Here is a 15,175-nt window from a genome sequence, read left to right on the forward strand (position 1 = left end):
CCCCGGCTACGCCCCGCCCGCGACGCGCGCACGGGCATGCGCACGTCGCGGGCCACCGCACGGGACGCGCGGGAGGACAGCGCGAGTGCCGGTGAAGCGGTCAGGTCGCGGGACTCATCGACTCAGCCGCCGCTCTTGCGCCGGAACGACCGCTGGCTCGCGGCCGGGCCGTGCGCCGAACGCATCTTCGATGCATCGGGCTTGGCGGCGACATCAGCGGCATCCGCCTGCGCACCGCGCTTGCGCGCCAGGGCTTCGCGGAACTTGCGCTTGAGGTCGTAGTTGCCGTCGCTGTCCGGCTCCAGAGGGGACGTCTCGGGGGCAGCCGGCTCCGAACCTTCCGTAGATACGGGCTCTGCGGTCATGGTGACCTCCTGGGTTCGGGGGGGTGGGCAAGCACAGCTTGTCATGCCGGGCGCTGTGCGAGGCGCCGGCAACATCTTCGAGGGGCAGAGGAGACCACACACACGCGGAGCGCGGCGTCCAGCGGCTCCTGCGGCTCCTGCAAGCCGGCCACCACGCGGGGAAGCCGGTGCCTCGCCAACCGGCACACCGCGTCATCCCGAAGGAATGCGGAACTCGAATTCGGGACGGTCCCACGGCACGGCGGGCGGGTTCGCGAACGCGGTCCCGGTCCGCACCGCGCCAACACGGTGGTAGAAGTCCTCGGCGGGAAGATGCGACACGACCTTGACGCGGTCGAGCCCGGCGGCACGGGCCTCGGATTGCATGTGCGCGACGAGCAGTCGTCCAATACCCCGTCCTTGCGCTTCGTCGGCGACGAACAGCAGGTCGAGCTCCGGTGGAGCAAGGACGAGCGAGTAGAACCCGAGGACCCGGTCTCCATGCTTGTCGGCGCCGACGGCCACAAAGGCGCGGTGGGCCTCGATGTAATCCGGACCGACGCGGTAGCCCGCGACTGCGGCTGCGTACTTACCCGCGTAGGCGCCTGAGCCACGCACGAGCCGCGTGAGCCGTTTCGCATCCCGCGCGACGGCCCTCCGTATCATGACCGGCCGGCTGATCGGGGAAGTGCGTGAACTCATCGGGAGAGCATCTCGCACCGCAGCGTGCCGCCGTGCGGCGGGGTCGGCTGCTCGGGCAGGACTCCTGCACCGCTCGCCATTCCCGTGATCCCGGGGAAGACGCCCGTACGCGGTGGCCCGGCGGCCCACACCCCCTGCCACCGTGAGCGGGCCGATGAGCGCGCCGGACCTACGGGCTGCTGCAGAAGACCGGCGCGAACCGGATCGTCACCCGGCTGCGACCGGCTCCCACCGCGGCAGCCGCCTGACGGTCCTCAGCCGCCGCCCTCGGAGCCGGGCTCCTCTCGGTCCAGCCCGGTAGCCTGCCCCGCATCACCACCCTGCGCGGACACGGCTACCGCCTGGAACTCCGACGGGCGCCGCGGCGCGGCAGCAGCGAGCCGCCCGCCGGTCTTCCCGGCCGCCGCTCATCGGGTTCAGTCCGCGTTGGGCCGGGCGAGGCGGCGGTCGTAGGCGAAGATCACGGGCGACCGCGCGGATTCCGGCGAGGAGTTCCTAAGGGCGCGCGTCTTGGAGGAGGAAGCCGCCGGCGCCGGCGCGGATGGCTGCGTGGACGGACTCGTCGATGGCGCTCGGCGCTCGGCGCCCTCACCGCGCTGGGCGCCGTCGACGCAACCGGCGACCCGCTCCGCCTGCCGGAGCCGGTCCGCGCCCGAGGTGATCGCGCGGTGGGCCGGTCGAGCGGCCGGCGGTGGGGCCGCCGGGGCCGAACCGGTCAGGGAGCCTCCTCGCCCTGGGCGACCTCGACCTCGTGGTGGAAGTCGGCGACGCCTGCCGCTCCCGCGGCGACGGACAGGACCGTGCAGGCCACGAGGAGGAACGCGGTGCGGCGGGTGGTCCGCGGGCGGGTCCGGGTGGGTGCGAGGAGCGCCGCGACGCGTTGTGGCACCGGTCCGGTCGTCGCCGCGGGTGCGAAGTCCGGGCGGGTGGAGGGGGAGGCGTTGCCGGCGAGGGCTGCGCGGGCGATGGCCGTGGCGATCAGGCGTCGGTCTCCGGTGACCTCGGCGGCGGCCTCGTCGGCGGCCCGCTCGGCGGCGAACCGGATGGTGGCGCGGGTGGTGCGCAGGGCGGGGTGGCAGTGGGCGGCGAGTTCGGCGGCGGCGAGGAAGTAGTGGTGGCCGCCCCGGTTGTGGGCGCGCTCATGGGCGAAGAGGGCCTCCCGCTCGGCAGGCCCCAGACTGCGCAGCATGGCGGTGGTGACGACGATGCGGTGGGGCCGGCCGGGCAGGGCGTACGCGTCCGGATCGGGCGATTCGATCACGCACAGGTCGCCTGCGGCGGGGCGGCGGCCGGCCTGCGTGCGGGCGGTCCGCAAGGCGCGGGTCTGCCGGAAGGCCGAGCGTGCGAGGGTCCAGACGCTGAGGGTGAGCACCCCGGTGGCCGCCGTGGCGGCGGGGAGGACGACGTAGTCCGAGGGGGTCCGCAGGGGGTGGACGAGTTCGCCGAGGGCGGCGAAGGCGGGGAGTTTGAGCAGTCCGGTCAGGACGAGGGCGCCGAGGGCGGCAACGCAGGCTCCCGCCAGCGCCAGGGTCGAGGCGGTGAGGACCCACAGCGCGGTGGCGGGGGCCAGGCGGTCGAGGGTGCGGCGTCCCAGCGCCGGCGCGAGGAAGGGCAGGACCAGCGGCAGGAGCAGCAGAGCGGTCATCGCCCGTCACCTTCCAGGAGCCGGCGCAGGTGCTGCTCGTCGCCGGGACTGAGCTGGGCCACGAAGCGGGCCAGGACCGTCTCCCGGTCGGCGTCCCGGTCGAGTTCGCTGTGCATGCGCCGGGCGGTCAGGCCGGGCGCGTCCTGGACGGGGAAGTAGGCGTAGCCGCGGCCCTGCCGCTCCCGGTCGACGACACCCTTCTCGTGCAGCCGGGTCAGTATCGTCGCCACCGTCGTCCGGGCCAGGCCGGAGCCGAGCTCGGCCTGCACCCGCCCTGCCGTGAGCGGGATCCCGGCGGCCCACAGCGCGGCCATGACGGCGGCCTCGAGCTCGCCTGCCGGGCGCCTCTCGTCCCTGGTGTGGGTCATGGGAACGTTCCTCACTCCGCCATCGTCTACAGTTGAGTAGACCGTCTACACAATTGTAGTCAGTCGTCGGATGCCGCCGCGCCACCGTTCCGCCGCACCCGACAGTGGCGGAAGAACGGTGAAGGGGCCCCGACGATGACCACAGCCGTGCACCTATCGTCGCAGCTCGCCGTCAATCCGCTCGACGCGCGGTCGCTGCTGTCCGCGTTCGGCGTGCTGGGCGTGGGCGTGATCCTGTTCGCCGAGACCGGGCTGCTGATCGGGTTCTTCCTCCCGGGCGACTCCCTGCTGTTCACGGCCGGTCTGCTGTGCACCGGCACCGCCGAGAGCGGCCTGAAGCTGTCGCTCGCCCCGCTCCTGGTCACCGCGGCGGCGGGAGCCCTGGCCGGCTCACAGAGCGGATACCTCCTGGGGCGTCGAGCGGGCGGCCGCCTGCTCGCCCGAAGCCGCTCGGCCCGCCTGCACGAGGGGGCGAGACGCGCGGAGGAACTGCTGGAACGCTACGGGTACGCGAAGGCGATCGTCCTGGCCCGCTTCGTTCCGGTGGTGCGCACGGTCCTGAACCCGATGGCGGGCGCCCTGCGGGTGCCGGTCCGGACGTTCACCCTCTGGCAGGTGACCGGCGGGCTGGTGTGGAGCCTCGGCCTCACCCTGGCGGGCTACGCGCTGGGGTCCTCCGTGCCGAACGTGGACCGCTGTCTGCTGCCGATGGTCGCGGTGATCGTGGGCGTGTCGCTGATTCCGGTCGCCTCCGAGGTGTACCGCTCGCGCCGGGACGCGAAGGCGAAGGAGGCACGCGGATGATCATCGCACTTGACGGCTCGTCGGTCGACGGCTCGGCCTACACCGCCGTGGTGGACCTCGCCCGGCACGCGCCGGCCTGGCTGGACGACACGGTGTCGGCCTGGTCGGCGTACGGGCTCGTCCTGTTCGCGGTGGGCATGGCCGTCGGCTGGTGGCAGGCCCGGCGGGTGGGCGCCACCGCGTCCGTGACGGCGCTCGCCGTGCCGTTCGTCGTGGTCGTGGCCTTCGGTGTGGACGCGGTGCTGAAACTGCTGGTGCGCGAGGACCGGCCCTGCCGGAGCCTGCGGGTGACCACGCTGGAGGCGTGTCCGGCGCCCGGCGACTGGTCCTTCCCCAGCAACCACGCGGCCATCGCCGCCGCGGCGGCCGTCGCCCTGCTGTTCGTCTCCCGCCGGCTCGGCGCCCTCGCCGCGGTGGCCGCCTGCGCGATGGCCGTCTCGCGTGTCTGGGTGGGCGCGCACTACCCCCATGACGTGCTGGCAGGGGTCGTGGTGGGCGCCGTGACCGCCCTGCTTGTCATGTCGGCACTGCGCAGGCGTGCGGAGGCGGCGGCCCTGCGGCTCGCGGCCACCCGCCTGCGTCCGCTGCTGGTGGTGTCGTGAAGCGCGGCGAGGTCGCCGAACTGGCCGGCAGCTGCGGGCTCGGCGCGTGGACGGCGTTCGGCGTGCTGACCATGGTCGTGGTGGGCCACGAAGGCATACCGCTGTTCACGGACGTCGGCCTGCTGTCGTGGTCCGCGGGCCGCCGGCCCGACATGGCGGTGGCGTTCGCCCGCGGGCTGACCGACACCGGGACCGGTGTCGTCCCGTACGCGCTGGCGGTGCTGGCCGCGCTCATCGCGGGGCGCACCCCACGCCAGCGCGCGCTCGCCGTGGCGCTCTGTCTGGGCTGCCTGGGCGCGGGCCAGGCGCTGCGGTACGCGGTGATGGCACTCGTCGTCCGGCCGCGGCCACCCCTGACGGACTGGGCGACGCATGCCTCGGGATGGTCGTTCCCGTCCGGTCACACCACTACCGCGGCCCTCACCGCGGGACTGCTGATCATCGCCGTCCGCATACGCGGCCCGCGGGGCAGGACTGTGCTCGCTGTGGTCATCGGCGGCTGGGGCGCGCTGGTCGGACTGACCCGCGTCTACCTCGGAGTGCACTGGTTCACCGACGTCGTCGGCGGCTGGCTGTTCGCCCTCGGGTGGCTCGGCGTGTGCCTGTGGGCTGCGGCCCGCCTGCTTCCCGAGCGACTGATGCCCTGCGAGGCGGATCCGGACACCGGCTCGGCACGCGGGACGGCGGAACCGACGGGCGGCACAGCCGGCGCCGGCCCAGGTCGGCGCCCGTGGGAGACCCACGCGCCACCCGGCCCTCCCCCGGACGGCCAATAACGCAACTCGGCCAGTCTATTAACCCGGTTCAGTTATGCTGTGGCCCGGAATTCGCCGTCCGGTCCCGCCCGGCGGCGTGCGGGCCGTCGCTTCGGGAAGGTCGATCGATGACGTCACACGTCCAGGACACGCACGGCGCCCAGGAGGCCGTCGGACTCGAGGACGAGCTGGCCCTGGAGCGTGTGTACGCCGCGATGTGCCGCGAGGCGATGACCCGCCGGGTGGAGGACGCCCAGTACCAGGTCGTCGCGGGCGAGGACGTGTCGGGCGACGGCGCGAGTGCCGAGGCGCTGGGCCGCTGTCTGCGCACCCGCGCACGGCGGATGGCGGAGGAGCCCGACAGCCCGCTGTTCTTCGGCCGGCTCGACTTCGAGGACACGCCGGACGCCGGGGACCACCGGCGGCAGCGGTACTACATCGGGCGCAGGCGGGTCTCGGAGCACCCGGCCGCACCGCCCCTGGTGATCGACTGGCGTGCGCCGGTCTCCCGCACCTACTACCAGGCGAGCGCCCTGGAGCCGCGCGGAGTCGCGGTGCGGCGGCGCTTCGGCTGGGCGCCCTGGAGCCATGGCGCTCCGGAGGACCTCACCGGCCTGGAGGACGAGCACCTCGACCACGCGCGCGGTGAGCGCGACGGTGACGCGGCGAGCGCGATCGTCGCGGCCGAGATCGAGCGGCCCAGGCTCGGCCCGATGCGTGACATCGTCGCCACCATCCAGCCGGAACAGGACGACCTGGTCCGCGGCGAGCTGAACGAGTCGGTGTGTGTGCAGGGCGCGCCGGGCAGCGGCAAGACCGCCGTGGGTCTGCACCGGGCGGCGTATCTCCTCTACACGTTCCCGGAGCGGCTGCGGCGCAGCGGTCTGCTGATCATCGGCCCGAACCGCACCTTCCTGCGCTACATCTCCGAGGTGCTGCCGTCGCTGGGCGAGATCGACATCGCCCAGCTCACGGTGGCGGACTTGGTGGCCCGGCACCCGGTCAAGCGGGTGGACGGGGAGGACGTGAGCGTGCTGAAGCACAGCGACCGTATGGCGACCGTCCTGGACCGGGCCCTGTACGCCCGGGTGAGGCACCCGGAGGAGTCGATCGCCGTCACCGACGGCTCGTACCGCTGGCGGGTCGAGTCGTACGACCTCGCCCGGGTCATCGACGAGGTGCGGGGCATGGGGGTGCCGTACGGGGTCGGGCGCGAGCAGGTGCGGGCGCGGGTGGTGACGCTGATCCAGCGGCAGGCCGAGCGGCGAGCCGGGCCGAAGAGTGTCACCTGGGCGCGGAAGACCGGCCGTTCGAAGCCGGTCGCCGCACTGCTGGAGGCCGCGTGGCCGGTGGCGCGGCCGGAGGAGGTCGTGGCCGCGCTGCTGAGCGACCCGGCCGTGATGGAGGAGGCGGCGGACGGCGTGTTCGACGCGGCCGAGCAGCGGGCGCTGCTGTGGGCCGAGCCGCCGAGGTCGGCGAAGAGCGCCTCCTGGTCGGTCGAGGACATGCTGCTGCTCGACGAGGTGGCGGGGCTCATCGAGCGCCCCGCGGGCTTCGGCCACGTGGTCGTGGACGAGGCCCAGGACCTGTCGCCGATGCAGTGCCGTGCGATCGCCCGGCGCAGCGCGTTCGGGTCCGTCACGGTGCTGGGCGATCTGGCGCAGGCGACGGCGCCCTGGTCGGCGCGGTCCTGGCAGGAGCAGTTGACGTATCTGGGCAAGGCGCAGGCCACGGTCGTCCCGCTGACCACCGGCTTCCGCGTCCCGGCCGCGGTGATGGAGCTGGCCAACCGGCTGGTGGGAGCCCTCGGTGTGGATGTGCCGCCGGCCCGTTCGCTGCGCCACGACGGCGAGTTGACGGTCAGCGAGGTCGACGACGTGGCGGCCGCCACGGTGTCCTCGGTCCGCGCGGCACTCGACCGTGAGGGGTCGGTCGCCGTGATCGCCGCGGACGACGCGGTGGCCGCGGCCTCGGCGGCCCTGCGCGAGGCGGGCATCGAGACGGCGACCGCCGAGGAGGTCGGCACGGCCGCCCGGGTGACCGTGCTGCCCGCGACGGTCGTCAAGGGCCTGGAGTACGACCATGTCGTCGTCGTGGAGCCGGCCGCGATCGTCGAGTCCGAGCCGCGCGGACTGCACCGGCTGTACGTCGTCGTGACGCGTGCGGTGTCCCGGCTGGACGTCCTGCACGCCCGGCCGCTGCCGGAGCCGCTCGCCGCCTGACGGCGCCGATGTGACCGGGACGTGCGGCTCGGGCCTCCCCCGGGCCGCGTTTTCCTTACGGGCGGTTCGGTGAAGGTGGTGGCGAGCACGGCCAGGGCCGAGGGGCAGTGGCTTAACCAAGTCAATTTACACTCCTCGGTCACCTGATTGCCCCGGTAAGTGACGCGCTAGGATGGCGTGGTGAATGCGCCGATGGGCTTGCGGGAGCGCAAGAAGCAGCGAACGCGAGAGACGATCTCCGACACGGCGATCACGCTCTTCCTGGAGCACGGGTTCGATGAGGTCTCGGTCGTCGACATCGCGGCGGCCGCCGAGGTCTCCAAACCCACGCTGTTCAAGTACTTCCCCACCAAGGAAGACCTGGTCGTCCACCGCTTCGCCGACCACCGGACGGTGGCCGGCCGCGTCGTGGCCGAGCGGCCGCCGGGGGTGTCCGCGATCGACGCGCTGCACCGGCACTTCCTGGACGGGCTGGCGGCCCGGGACCCCATCACGGGGCTCAACGACGACGAGGACGTCCTGGCCTTTCACCGCCTCGTGTACTCCACGCCGAGCCTGGTGGCGCGCGTCAGCGAGTACCTGGCCCGGGCCGAGGAGGCGCTGGCCGAGGCCCTGGCCGACGCGCTCGGCCCGGACCGCGGGATCACCGCGGCCCTGCTGGCCGGCCAGGTGATCGCCACCGAGCGCATCCTGGCGTCGGTGAACTGGCGGCGCATCGTCGCCGGCCGGTCCGCGGACGAGGTCCACCCCGAGGCGGTCGCCGACGCCGACCACGCCTACGCCCTGCTGCGCCACGGCCTGGCGGGCGTCGCGCCGCGGAAGTGACCTGAGAAGCACGAGGGCGGCGCCTTCGCCGTGCTCCCGTCCACAACTCCCACCTGACACCACGCGGCCGGGGGTCCTCAGCCGGCCCGTTCGCGGGCTTCGGTCAGCTGGCGCTGACGTCTGCGGTGGCGTTGTCCGTACGCGGCGTCGCGCACCTCCTCGGCGTTCTCGAGTCCTGTCCCGAAAGCACCGCCGATCAAGGAGATGGACGCGACGAACCAGCTCAGCGTGAGGTAGTCCGAGGCGCCGACGGTGTGGTGCACGATCCTGCCGAAGACGGACGGGGGCACGACCAGGAACGAGACCGCCACCAGGGTCACGAACAGCGCGGCGTAGAGGAAGAACACCCCCAGCCCGATGGTGAGGAGCGTGACCAGGTTGTACGGGTACAACGGCGCGTGGGTGTCGGGCAAATCCCCGGCGCGTTCCCACAGCCCGTGGTCGATGATGACCCACGCGGTGAGGGCGAGGGTGGACAGCACGGCCGTGAGGGTCAGCTGCGGGAAGCCCAGAGCGGTGGAGACCTGCCAGGTCGTGGCGTTGACGAACCCGATGGCCGCGGTGGCGAAGACCCCGGCCAGGGCGCGGGACAGGCTCGTGAACAGCCGCCACGGACGGTTGGCGCGCACCATGCCCAGGACCAGACGGACGTGGCCGCGCAGCCCCGGCACCACGTAGCGTTCGCGGCTGGACTCCTCCTCGGGCGCCGGACGGCCGACGACCGGGGAATCCAGCAGTTTTTCGTCCTGCTCGGTCAGTTGCCTGACGGCGCCGACCACCGCCTGCCGCACCCGGCGCCGCAGACGCCGGGAGCCGAGGGCGGGCAGTGAGATCAGCGCGGTCCTGTGCTCCGGGTCGACCTCGGCGCTCACCGGGCTGCGCTCCGCCCGGCGCGGCAGATCGGTGAGCAGGACGCCGATGTCCCAGTCGGTGTCCTCGAGATGGGTGCGGACGATTTCCGCCACGCTGGACACGTCGACCTGCTCGTGCGCCACCAAGGGCGCCGTCACCGTGTCCACCTGCCAGCGGATGCCCCTGCCGATGCGGCGACGCAGATGCTCCGGCAGACGGGGGGCGAGGTCCCGGGCGAGTTCGGAGGGCAGGCCCGGGTCGGCGACCAGGGCGAGCCGCAGGGTCCTGCCGGTCGTGTCCGCGTCGGGCTGTCTCATGCACCCTCGTCCTGCCGGGTAGTCCTGGCAACGTCGTGCGTCATCCCTTCCCACCAGGCTGCCATCACCGGGAGGGCCGCGCCCGTCCACCCGTTGGGCAGCACGCCGCGCCCGCGGGCGGGGGCACCCTTAGCATGCGAATGTGCGACCCATTCTCCCGAAGGTCGAGGGCGGCCGGCTGCAGGGCCTCCTGCAGCTCATCGAGGACGGCATCCACCTTGTCGTCGCGACGCTGCTCGTAGTGCTCGCGGGGATCCTGACCGTCGGGGTCGTCCAGGACGTCATCAGGTCGCTCCAGGGGCCGTACCGCGAGGAGACGGTCGTTCTCTCCGCCGTGGACACCGGCCTCGTGCTGTTCATCGTGGCCGAGCTGCTCCACACCGTCCGTCTCACCATCAGGAACCAGACCCTCGACGCCGAGCCCTTCCTCGTCGTCGGCCTGATCGCCGGCATCCGCCGGGTGCTCATCGTGACGGCCGAGGCGGAGAAGTCCTTCCGGTGGAACGTCGAGGGGATCGAACTGCTCACCCTGGCGGCGCTCATCCTCGTGATGGCGACAGCGGTGTACGTGTGGCGGCGCTGTACGCGGCCGGGAGACTACTTCCCGCTCCAGGAGGCGCGGCGCTCCCCGCCGCCGGCTTCGTCACCCAGCCCGGTGCGCGGGTCCTGATCCTCGTCCTGCGCCGCCTCGGCAGCCCGGATGCGCTGCTCCTCGCGAGCGGATCCGACGTCCCGTTCCAGGGATGTGCGGCTCACGGCCGTCGCGAGGTCCTCCAGCGCCTGCTTCTGCAGTTCCGCCTCGCGCCGCACGACCGGGCTCGGGTCCCCGGCGGCGCCCTCCCACGCGCGGAGCGCCTCCTCCACACGCCCCCACTCCGGGTTCCGGTGCTCGCGCACGTCGTCCGCCGCCTGCGCGGTGTCCGCCTCCAGGGCGTCGGCGAACCGCTGCGCCTCGGGGACGGCACGGCTGTCCGCCCGCGGGACGTGGCTTTCCATGAGCATCGCCGCGCGGCCGAACCCCTTGAGCGCCTCCTGGGCCTCCTGCGCCTCGCGCGACGTGAGCCCCCGGGGGCGGACCGGTTCCTGCCTCGCCCGGTCGTACGCCTCCTGCCAGGCGGCACGTGCCTTCCTGCTCGCCAGCAGTGCCCTGCGCATGTCGGCGTGGTGCTCCCGGGTGGGTTCCGCGTAGTTCCGGAGCACCGCGGCCGCGTAGCGGCCGTTGGCCGCGAGCCAGTCCGCGAGCCGGCCCGGCAGCCGGGGTGTCTCCCATGCGGGGAACGCCACGTACGCCAGCATGGCCAGGGCCCCGCCGAGCAGGGTGAGCACCGCCCGCTCGGTGACCGTCTGCTCCCATGTCTGGCCCCCCATGCCGAGCAGGAAGACGACGTACGCGGCGGTGAAGCACTGGGAGTAGGCGTAGCCGGTGCGGATCAGCGTGTACGACAGGCCCGCCGAGACCACCGCCAGCGCGCCGAAGACGTGGGCGTCCGGGCCCAGGGCCCGCACCATCCCGGTGGCGAGCGCGACCCCCGCCAGGGTCCCGGTGAGACGGGCCACCGCGCGCGCGTACGTCCGGTGGAAGTCCGGCCGCATCACCATCACCGAGGCGATGGGAGCCCAGTAGCCGTGGCCCAGCGGGAGCCGGGCGGCGATCAGATAGCCGAGCGTGGCCACCGCCGCCAGGCGGACGGCGTGCCGGAACACGGGCGAGTCCCGGCGGAACTCACGGCGGACCGCCCGGAGCACGACCGGGACCAGACGGAACAAGGTCGGGCGTACCAGGAACGGGGCGCCCGCGGGGCCGGCCGGCGTGGGCGTCCTCCCGTGCGCGCCGCCGCTCCCGGCGATCTCCAGCGCCTCGCCGAGCAGTTCCACGAGTCTTACGGCCGCCTGCCGCGCGGGGCCCTCCAGTACCTCGTGCTCCTCGTCGACGCGCAGGGCCTCCATGCTCTCGGGCCGTACCTCGGCGGGAGTGCCGCGGCGGATCCAGCGGGCGACCGCGTCCAGCACGTCCGCGGCCGCGCCGAGCAGCTCCCGCGCGCGGTCCCGCCCGGGTCCCTCCGCCGGGGCGCCGACGTCCGGGTCGGCGAGCGCGGCGACGACCGGCCGGATGCGCTCGGCGATTCCCCGGGGGCCGTGGAGGGCGCGGGGACGGGTCCGGGCCTGTGACGGCGTCACGGCGGCCGCGTCCCGGGCCGTCATCACCGGCTCCGGGTCGAACGGGGCGGTCGGATCGTGCCGCAGCCGGCGGGCGTAGTCCGCCACGGCGGCCAGGGCGTCGGCGAGCGCGTCCCGGTGCGCCCCCCAGCGGCGGATCGGGAACAGCAGGATCAGCACGGCCTGCGTCACGCCCCCGAGCGCGATGACGCCGGCGTGCTCCGCGGCTCGCCCGAGGCTCGTCGGCAGGGTGATGGTCACGAGCATGCTGCCGACCGTCGTCGCCGCGAGGATCCCGGCGGTCGATCCGGCGGCCCACGCCATCCCGGCGGCGAAGGTCCATACGGCCAGCAGCGGCAGGAACGTCACGAGTCGCCCCGCCGCCAGGTAGCCCACGAAGGTGCTGAGCGCCAGACCCGCGCCGGCGCCGAGCGCGATCACCTTGCGTGGACGCCAGGTGCGCTGGAAGGTCGCCCCACCCGCGGAGTAGGCGCCGAGGGCGGCGGAGGCGGCGTACGCGGGGGAGACCAGCCACAGCGCCGCCCCGATGACGATGGCCACGCCGGCGGCCGTGCGCAGCGCGAGCAGGGGCTCCAGCCGCGTCTCCTCGATCCTGAGCCCGGATCGCACGACCTCCCCCAAGGCCCGCAGCCACGTCACGGGTGCGAGCCTAGCCGGAACGCCCGGCCGGGTCGCGCTGCCCCGCCGACCCGGGGCCGGCCCGCACCCACGCGCCGCGACACGGTTTCGCCCTGCTGTCGATGCGCACGCCCGTCCGGCACCCGGGCAGCCGGACGCCTGGGCCTGGCAGGGCAAGACGGGGAGGCCGATTGGGCCCGGCATGCGCATGCGTTCGCGCGCCCCGTCGGTCAGGCTGACAGGAAGCCCAGGGGCCGGGAGACACCCCGGCGCCCGCAGCCGGAGGTTGCCGTCATGACCGTGATGTCCATCGCCAGGTTCGAGAGGTTCTTCCGCGCGGTCGGGGGGCTGGACGTCGACAAGAACGATCTCAAGCGTTACAGCGACTTCGTCGACGCCAAGCTCTACGACCTGCTGACCGTCGCCCAGGCCACCGCCAAGGCCAACGGGCGCGACATCATCCGGACCTGTGACCTGCCGATCACGAAAGGCCTGCAGGAGAGCATTCACCGCTTCCAGAAGGTCGACCAGGAAATCGAACTCAAGCCGATCCTGGAGCAGCTCGCCACCCACCCGGCTCTGGACCGCACGCCCGACGAGGAGACCGAGGCGGCATATCCGGACATCATCGGCGGACTCAGCCTGGCCCTGGCCCAGGCCTTCAAGATCCTCCACCCCGACCTGAAGAACCCCCAGACCCACCACTGGGACGAGGCCCGCGCCGTCTTCGACCTCCTGCTGTGAGGCGCGACCGCGGCCTGCCCGCGTCCGCACGATCCCCGGCCTGCCGGTGCCGTCGGAAGACCTGAGAGCTCGGTTTGTGGTGGTTCGACAGCGCGGGGATCATCGAGGTGTGGACAGGAACATGTCCGTCGGGTCCGGTGAGCGGCTGCTGGAGGAACTGGTCAGAGCGGCCCTGCTGGCATCACCCGCAGAACTGCCCGTCGTCCTGAACCGGTATGCCGAGGCCATGGGTATGGGCCGGGCCGTCCTCTATCTGGTGGACATCCAGCAAAGGCTGCTGGTGCCGCTCGACGAGAGCGAGCCGGCCCTGCAGCTCGACACTTCCCTGGCCGGATGGGCCTACCGCACCGACTCCCTCCGGGTGGAGGAGGCCCCCTCCGGCGGGCTGCACGTATGGCTGCCCCTGGCCGACGGAGCGGAGCGGCTGGGCGTCGTGGAGCTGACCATGAGCGCCCTGGACGGGCTCAAGCTGCGGCGCTGCCGAACCACCGCCCTGCTCCTCGCACTGATCATCACGTCCAAGCGCACCTACAGCGACACCATCGCGCAGCGCATGCGCACCAGGCCGATGCACCTGCCCACGGAGATGGTGAGGGCCTTTCTCCCTCCCCGGTCGATCGGCACCGGACGGGTCGTTTCGACGGCGGTTCTGGAGCCTGCCTACGAACTGGGCGGCGATGCTTTCGACCACGCGTTCACCGAGGACGTTCTGCACGCCACGGTCCTCGACGGCATGGGGCACGATCTGGCGTCCGGGCTTGCCACCTCGGTCGCCATGGCGGGTTGCCGCAACGCCCGGCGCAGCGGTGCCGACCTGGACGAACTCGTGGGCACCATGGACGAGGCGCTGGCCAAGTGGCTTCCGGAACAGTTCTGCACAGGCGTCTTCACCCAGTTGCACATGCCCACCGGTGTGCTGCGCTGGTGCAACTGCGGCCACCCGCCTCCCCTGCTCATCCGCCGCCAGCGCCTGCTCCACCATGCCTTGGAGCGGCCACCCGAGCCCCCTCTGGGCCTGCCCGCCAGTCTCGCCGGGACCGCCCGTCAGGTGCACGACGTCGGCCTGGAACCCGGTGACCGCATACTGCTCTACTCGGACGGCGTCGTGGAGTCACGCGACGAGGCGGGCGAGGAGTTCGGCCTGGAGCGCTTCACCGACTACATCATCCGGTCGACCGCGGCGGGACAGAGCGCCCCGGAAGCGCTGCGTCTGCTCATCCACGCCATCCTCGAGCACCGGCACAACCAGCTCAGCGACGACGCCACGATCCTGATGTTCGAGTGGCGGCCCCCTGATCCGTGACCGCGCCTTCTCGGCCCGGGTCACTGCAGGAGCACGGTGTCACTGCATGAGCACGGCGAACGAATTCGGCAGCCGGGCCTCGAGATGCTGCCATTCGCCGGCGCTGACATGGCGCTCCAGAACGTTCAGTACGGTGCGCACCAGGTTCTCGCTGCCGCCCTCGACGGCGTAGGGGAACGCGCTGCGAACCCGTGCGAGGAATTCCTCGTTGCTCATCTTCACGGGCGTTTCGGCCGGCTTCCAGCCGTCGTAGTAGACGCCTCTGACGATGGTCGGCAGTTGGGCGCCGAACTGTACGGCCGTCTCGACAGGCAGACGGTCCCGAAGCGGGTGCAGCACGGCCCGCAGTGCCGCGTACGACAGCCTCCGCTGCTCCTTGGGCCACCCGAAAGCCTCCTCGATGTCTTTGAGGAGCCGATTGGCCTTGTCCACCATGGTGTCGAACGAGGAGAAACCTGTATCAACCATTTTTCGGGGCCTTTCGCTCTGGGCGCCTCACGCGTTCAGTCCGCGAGGTCGGCCTTGCCGAACAGGACCGCGTAACTGGAGGGGAGCTGGCTGAGGATCTGATTCAGCTCTCCGCCGGTGACGGCGTCGGCAACGGTGGTCAGGACCGCACTGGCGTCCCACTGCGCCGTACGCGGCCGGGCATGGGTGCGCTCGGCGACCCGGCGGTAGAACTCCTCGATCCCGAAGCTCTGCGCCTGCTGCGGAGTGGCACGGTCCAGAACTTCTCCCAGCGGGCCGGGCAGCTGGGACGCGAGGTCCTTGACCTCTCCCGGGCTGATCCGCTGGGCGAGCACTTCCAGGACGGCGTTGGTGACGTCCGCGGCTTCGTCCTGGCCGGTGTATTCGCCGCGCTCACGTACGCGGGCGAGGAATCCGTCGTATTTCAT

At 72.7% G+C, this 15,175-nt stretch carries 16 protein-coding genes; 8 read left to right on the plus strand and 8 right to left on the minus strand.

Features of this window, described 5'->3' with window-relative positions:
- Nucleotides 1–122: 122 nt before the first annotated feature.
- From ACI2LW_RS28595 to ACI2LW_RS28610, 4 genes are all read right to left on the minus strand, one after another.
- Nucleotides 123–365, minus strand: coding sequence for a DUF5302 domain-containing protein (locus ACI2LW_RS28595; protein ID WP_404734117.1), 243 nt, complete (start codon nt 363–365; stop codon nt 123–125).
- A gap of 192 nt (nt 366–557) precedes the next feature.
- Nucleotides 558–1,046: a GNAT family N-acetyltransferase gene (locus ACI2LW_RS28600; RefSeq protein ID WP_404734118.1), complete on the minus strand. Its 489-nt coding sequence runs from the start codon at nt 1,044–1,046 to the stop codon at nt 558–560.
- Nucleotides 1,047–1,761: 715 nt separating this feature from the next.
- On the minus strand, nt 1,762–2,691 hold the full coding sequence (locus ACI2LW_RS28605; protein WP_404734119.1) for a M48 family metalloprotease: 930 nt from the start codon (nt 2,689–2,691) through the stop codon (nt 1,762–1,764).
- Entirely contained in the window at nt 2,688–3,059 is a 372-nt protein-coding gene (locus ACI2LW_RS28610) for a BlaI/MecI/CopY family transcriptional regulator (protein WP_404734120.1), read from the minus strand. The genes ACI2LW_RS28605 and ACI2LW_RS28610 overlap by 4 nt, the downstream gene beginning before the upstream one ends.
- A 135-nt stretch (nt 3,060–3,194) precedes the next feature.
- Between ACI2LW_RS28610 and ACI2LW_RS28615 the strand changes: the two genes are divergently transcribed.
- From ACI2LW_RS28615 to ACI2LW_RS28635, 5 genes are all read left to right on the plus strand, one after another.
- Entirely contained in the window at nt 3,195–3,863 is a 669-nt protein-coding gene (locus ACI2LW_RS28615) for a DedA family protein (RefSeq protein ID WP_404734121.1), read from the plus strand.
- A complete protein-coding gene (locus tag ACI2LW_RS28620; RefSeq protein ID WP_404734122.1) occupies nt 3,860–4,465 on the plus strand; it encodes a phosphatase PAP2 family protein in 606 nt (201 codons plus the stop codon). The genes ACI2LW_RS28615 and ACI2LW_RS28620 overlap by 4 nt, the downstream gene beginning before the upstream one ends.
- On the plus strand, nt 4,462–5,241 hold the full coding sequence (locus ACI2LW_RS28625) for a phosphatase PAP2 family protein (protein WP_404734123.1): 780 nt from the start codon (nt 4,462–4,464) through the stop codon (nt 5,239–5,241). The genes ACI2LW_RS28620 and ACI2LW_RS28625 overlap by 4 nt, the downstream gene beginning before the upstream one ends.
- Before the next feature lie 107 nt (nt 5,242–5,348).
- A complete protein-coding gene (locus ACI2LW_RS28630) occupies nt 5,349–7,442 on the plus strand; it encodes a HelD family protein (RefSeq protein WP_404734124.1) in 2,094 nt (697 codons plus the stop codon).
- Between the two features lie 180 nt (nt 7,443–7,622).
- Nucleotides 7,623–8,267, plus strand: coding sequence for a TetR family transcriptional regulator (locus tag ACI2LW_RS28635; protein ID WP_404734125.1), 645 nt, complete (start codon nt 7,623–7,625; stop codon nt 8,265–8,267).
- Nucleotides 8,268–8,344: 77 nt separating this feature from the next.
- Here ACI2LW_RS28635 and ACI2LW_RS28640 read toward each other — a convergent pair whose 3' ends face one another.
- On the minus strand, nt 8,345–9,436 hold the full coding sequence (locus ACI2LW_RS28640; RefSeq protein WP_404734126.1) for a hypothetical protein: 1,092 nt from the start codon (nt 9,434–9,436) through the stop codon (nt 8,345–8,347).
- Nucleotides 9,437–9,578: 142 nt separating this feature from the next.
- Here ACI2LW_RS28640 and ACI2LW_RS28645 point away from each other — a divergent pair, with 142 nt between their 5' ends.
- Complete coding sequence (locus ACI2LW_RS28645) at nt 9,579–10,106, plus strand: phosphate-starvation-inducible PsiE family protein (RefSeq protein ID WP_404734127.1); 528 nt, start codon at nt 9,579–9,581, stop codon at nt 10,104–10,106.
- Here ACI2LW_RS28645 and ACI2LW_RS28650 read toward each other — a convergent pair.
- Nucleotides 10,034–12,253 (minus strand): FUSC family protein, encoded by a 2,220-nt coding sequence (locus ACI2LW_RS28650; protein ID WP_404734128.1) that lies wholly within the window; start codon nt 12,251–12,253, stop codon nt 10,034–10,036. The genes ACI2LW_RS28645 and ACI2LW_RS28650 overlap by 73 nt on opposite strands.
- A 273-nt stretch (nt 12,254–12,526) precedes the next feature.
- Here ACI2LW_RS28650 and ACI2LW_RS28655 point away from each other — a divergent pair, with 273 nt between their 5' ends.
- Nucleotides 12,527–12,976, plus strand: coding sequence for a DUF1931 family protein (locus ACI2LW_RS28655; RefSeq protein ID WP_404734129.1), 450 nt, complete (start codon nt 12,527–12,529; stop codon nt 12,974–12,976).
- A gap of 121 nt (nt 12,977–13,097) precedes the next feature.
- Nucleotides 13,098–14,279 carry a PP2C family protein-serine/threonine phosphatase gene (locus tag ACI2LW_RS28660; protein ID WP_404734155.1) on the plus strand — a complete coding sequence of 394 codons (1,182 nt, stop codon included), beginning with the start codon at nt 13,098–13,100 and terminating at the stop codon, nt 14,277–14,279.
- A gap of 39 nt (nt 14,280–14,318) precedes the next feature.
- Here ACI2LW_RS28660 and ACI2LW_RS28665 read toward each other — a convergent pair whose 3' ends face one another.
- On the minus strand, nt 14,319–14,714 hold the full coding sequence (locus ACI2LW_RS28665) for a DUF2267 domain-containing protein (RefSeq protein WP_404734130.1): 396 nt from the start codon (nt 14,712–14,714) through the stop codon (nt 14,319–14,321).
- A gap of 68 nt (nt 14,715–14,782) precedes the next feature.
- Nucleotides 14,783–15,175, minus strand: coding sequence for a DUF2267 domain-containing protein (locus ACI2LW_RS28670; RefSeq protein WP_404734131.1), 393 nt, complete (start codon nt 15,173–15,175; stop codon nt 14,783–14,785).

This window comes from Streptomyces sp. NPDC004065 (assembly GCF_044903565.1).
GTDB lineage: Bacteria > Actinomycetota > Actinomycetes > Streptomycetales > Streptomycetaceae > Streptomyces.

What these genes read in the sequence shown, in the direction of transcription:
- ACI2LW_RS28660 (WP_404734155.1), top strand. Translation starts at nt 13,098, where the DNA reads ATGTCCGTCGGGTCCGGTGAGCGGCTGCTGGAGGAACTGGTCAGAGCG.
- ACI2LW_RS28620 (WP_404734122.1), top strand. Translation starts at nt 3,860, where the DNA reads ATGATCATCGCACTTGACGGCTCGTCGGTCGACGGCTCGGCCTACACC.
- ACI2LW_RS28605 (WP_404734119.1), bottom strand. Translation starts at nt 2,691, where the DNA reads ATGACCGCTCTGCTGCTCCTGCCGCTGGTCCTGCCCTTCCTCGCGCCG.
- ACI2LW_RS28670 (WP_404734131.1), bottom strand. Translation starts at nt 15,175, where the DNA reads ATGAAATACGACGGATTCCTCGCCCGCGTACGTGAGCGCGGCGAATAC.
- ACI2LW_RS28615 (WP_404734121.1), top strand. Translation starts at nt 3,195, where the DNA reads ATGACCACAGCCGTGCACCTATCGTCGCAGCTCGCCGTCAATCCGCTC.
- ACI2LW_RS28665 (WP_404734130.1), bottom strand. Translation starts at nt 14,714, where the DNA reads ATGGTGGACAAGGCCAATCGGCTCCTCAAAGACATCGAGGAGGCTTTC.
- ACI2LW_RS28610 (WP_404734120.1), bottom strand. Translation starts at nt 3,059, where the DNA reads ATGACCCACACCAGGGACGAGAGGCGCCCGGCAGGCGAGCTCGAGGCC.
- ACI2LW_RS28630 (WP_404734124.1), top strand. Translation starts at nt 5,349, where the DNA reads ATGACGTCACACGTCCAGGACACGCACGGCGCCCAGGAGGCCGTCGGA.
- ACI2LW_RS28640 (WP_404734126.1), bottom strand. Translation starts at nt 9,436, where the DNA reads ATGAGACAGCCCGACGCGGACACGACCGGCAGGACCCTGCGGCTCGCC.
- ACI2LW_RS28655 (WP_404734129.1), top strand. Translation starts at nt 12,527, where the DNA reads ATGACCGTGATGTCCATCGCCAGGTTCGAGAGGTTCTTCCGCGCGGTC.
- ACI2LW_RS28595 (WP_404734117.1), bottom strand. Translation starts at nt 365, where the DNA reads ATGACCGCAGAGCCCGTATCTACGGAAGGTTCGGAGCCGGCTGCCCCC.
- ACI2LW_RS28600 (WP_404734118.1), bottom strand. Translation starts at nt 1,046, where the DNA reads ATGAGTTCACGCACTTCCCCGATCAGCCGGCCGGTCATGATACGGAGG.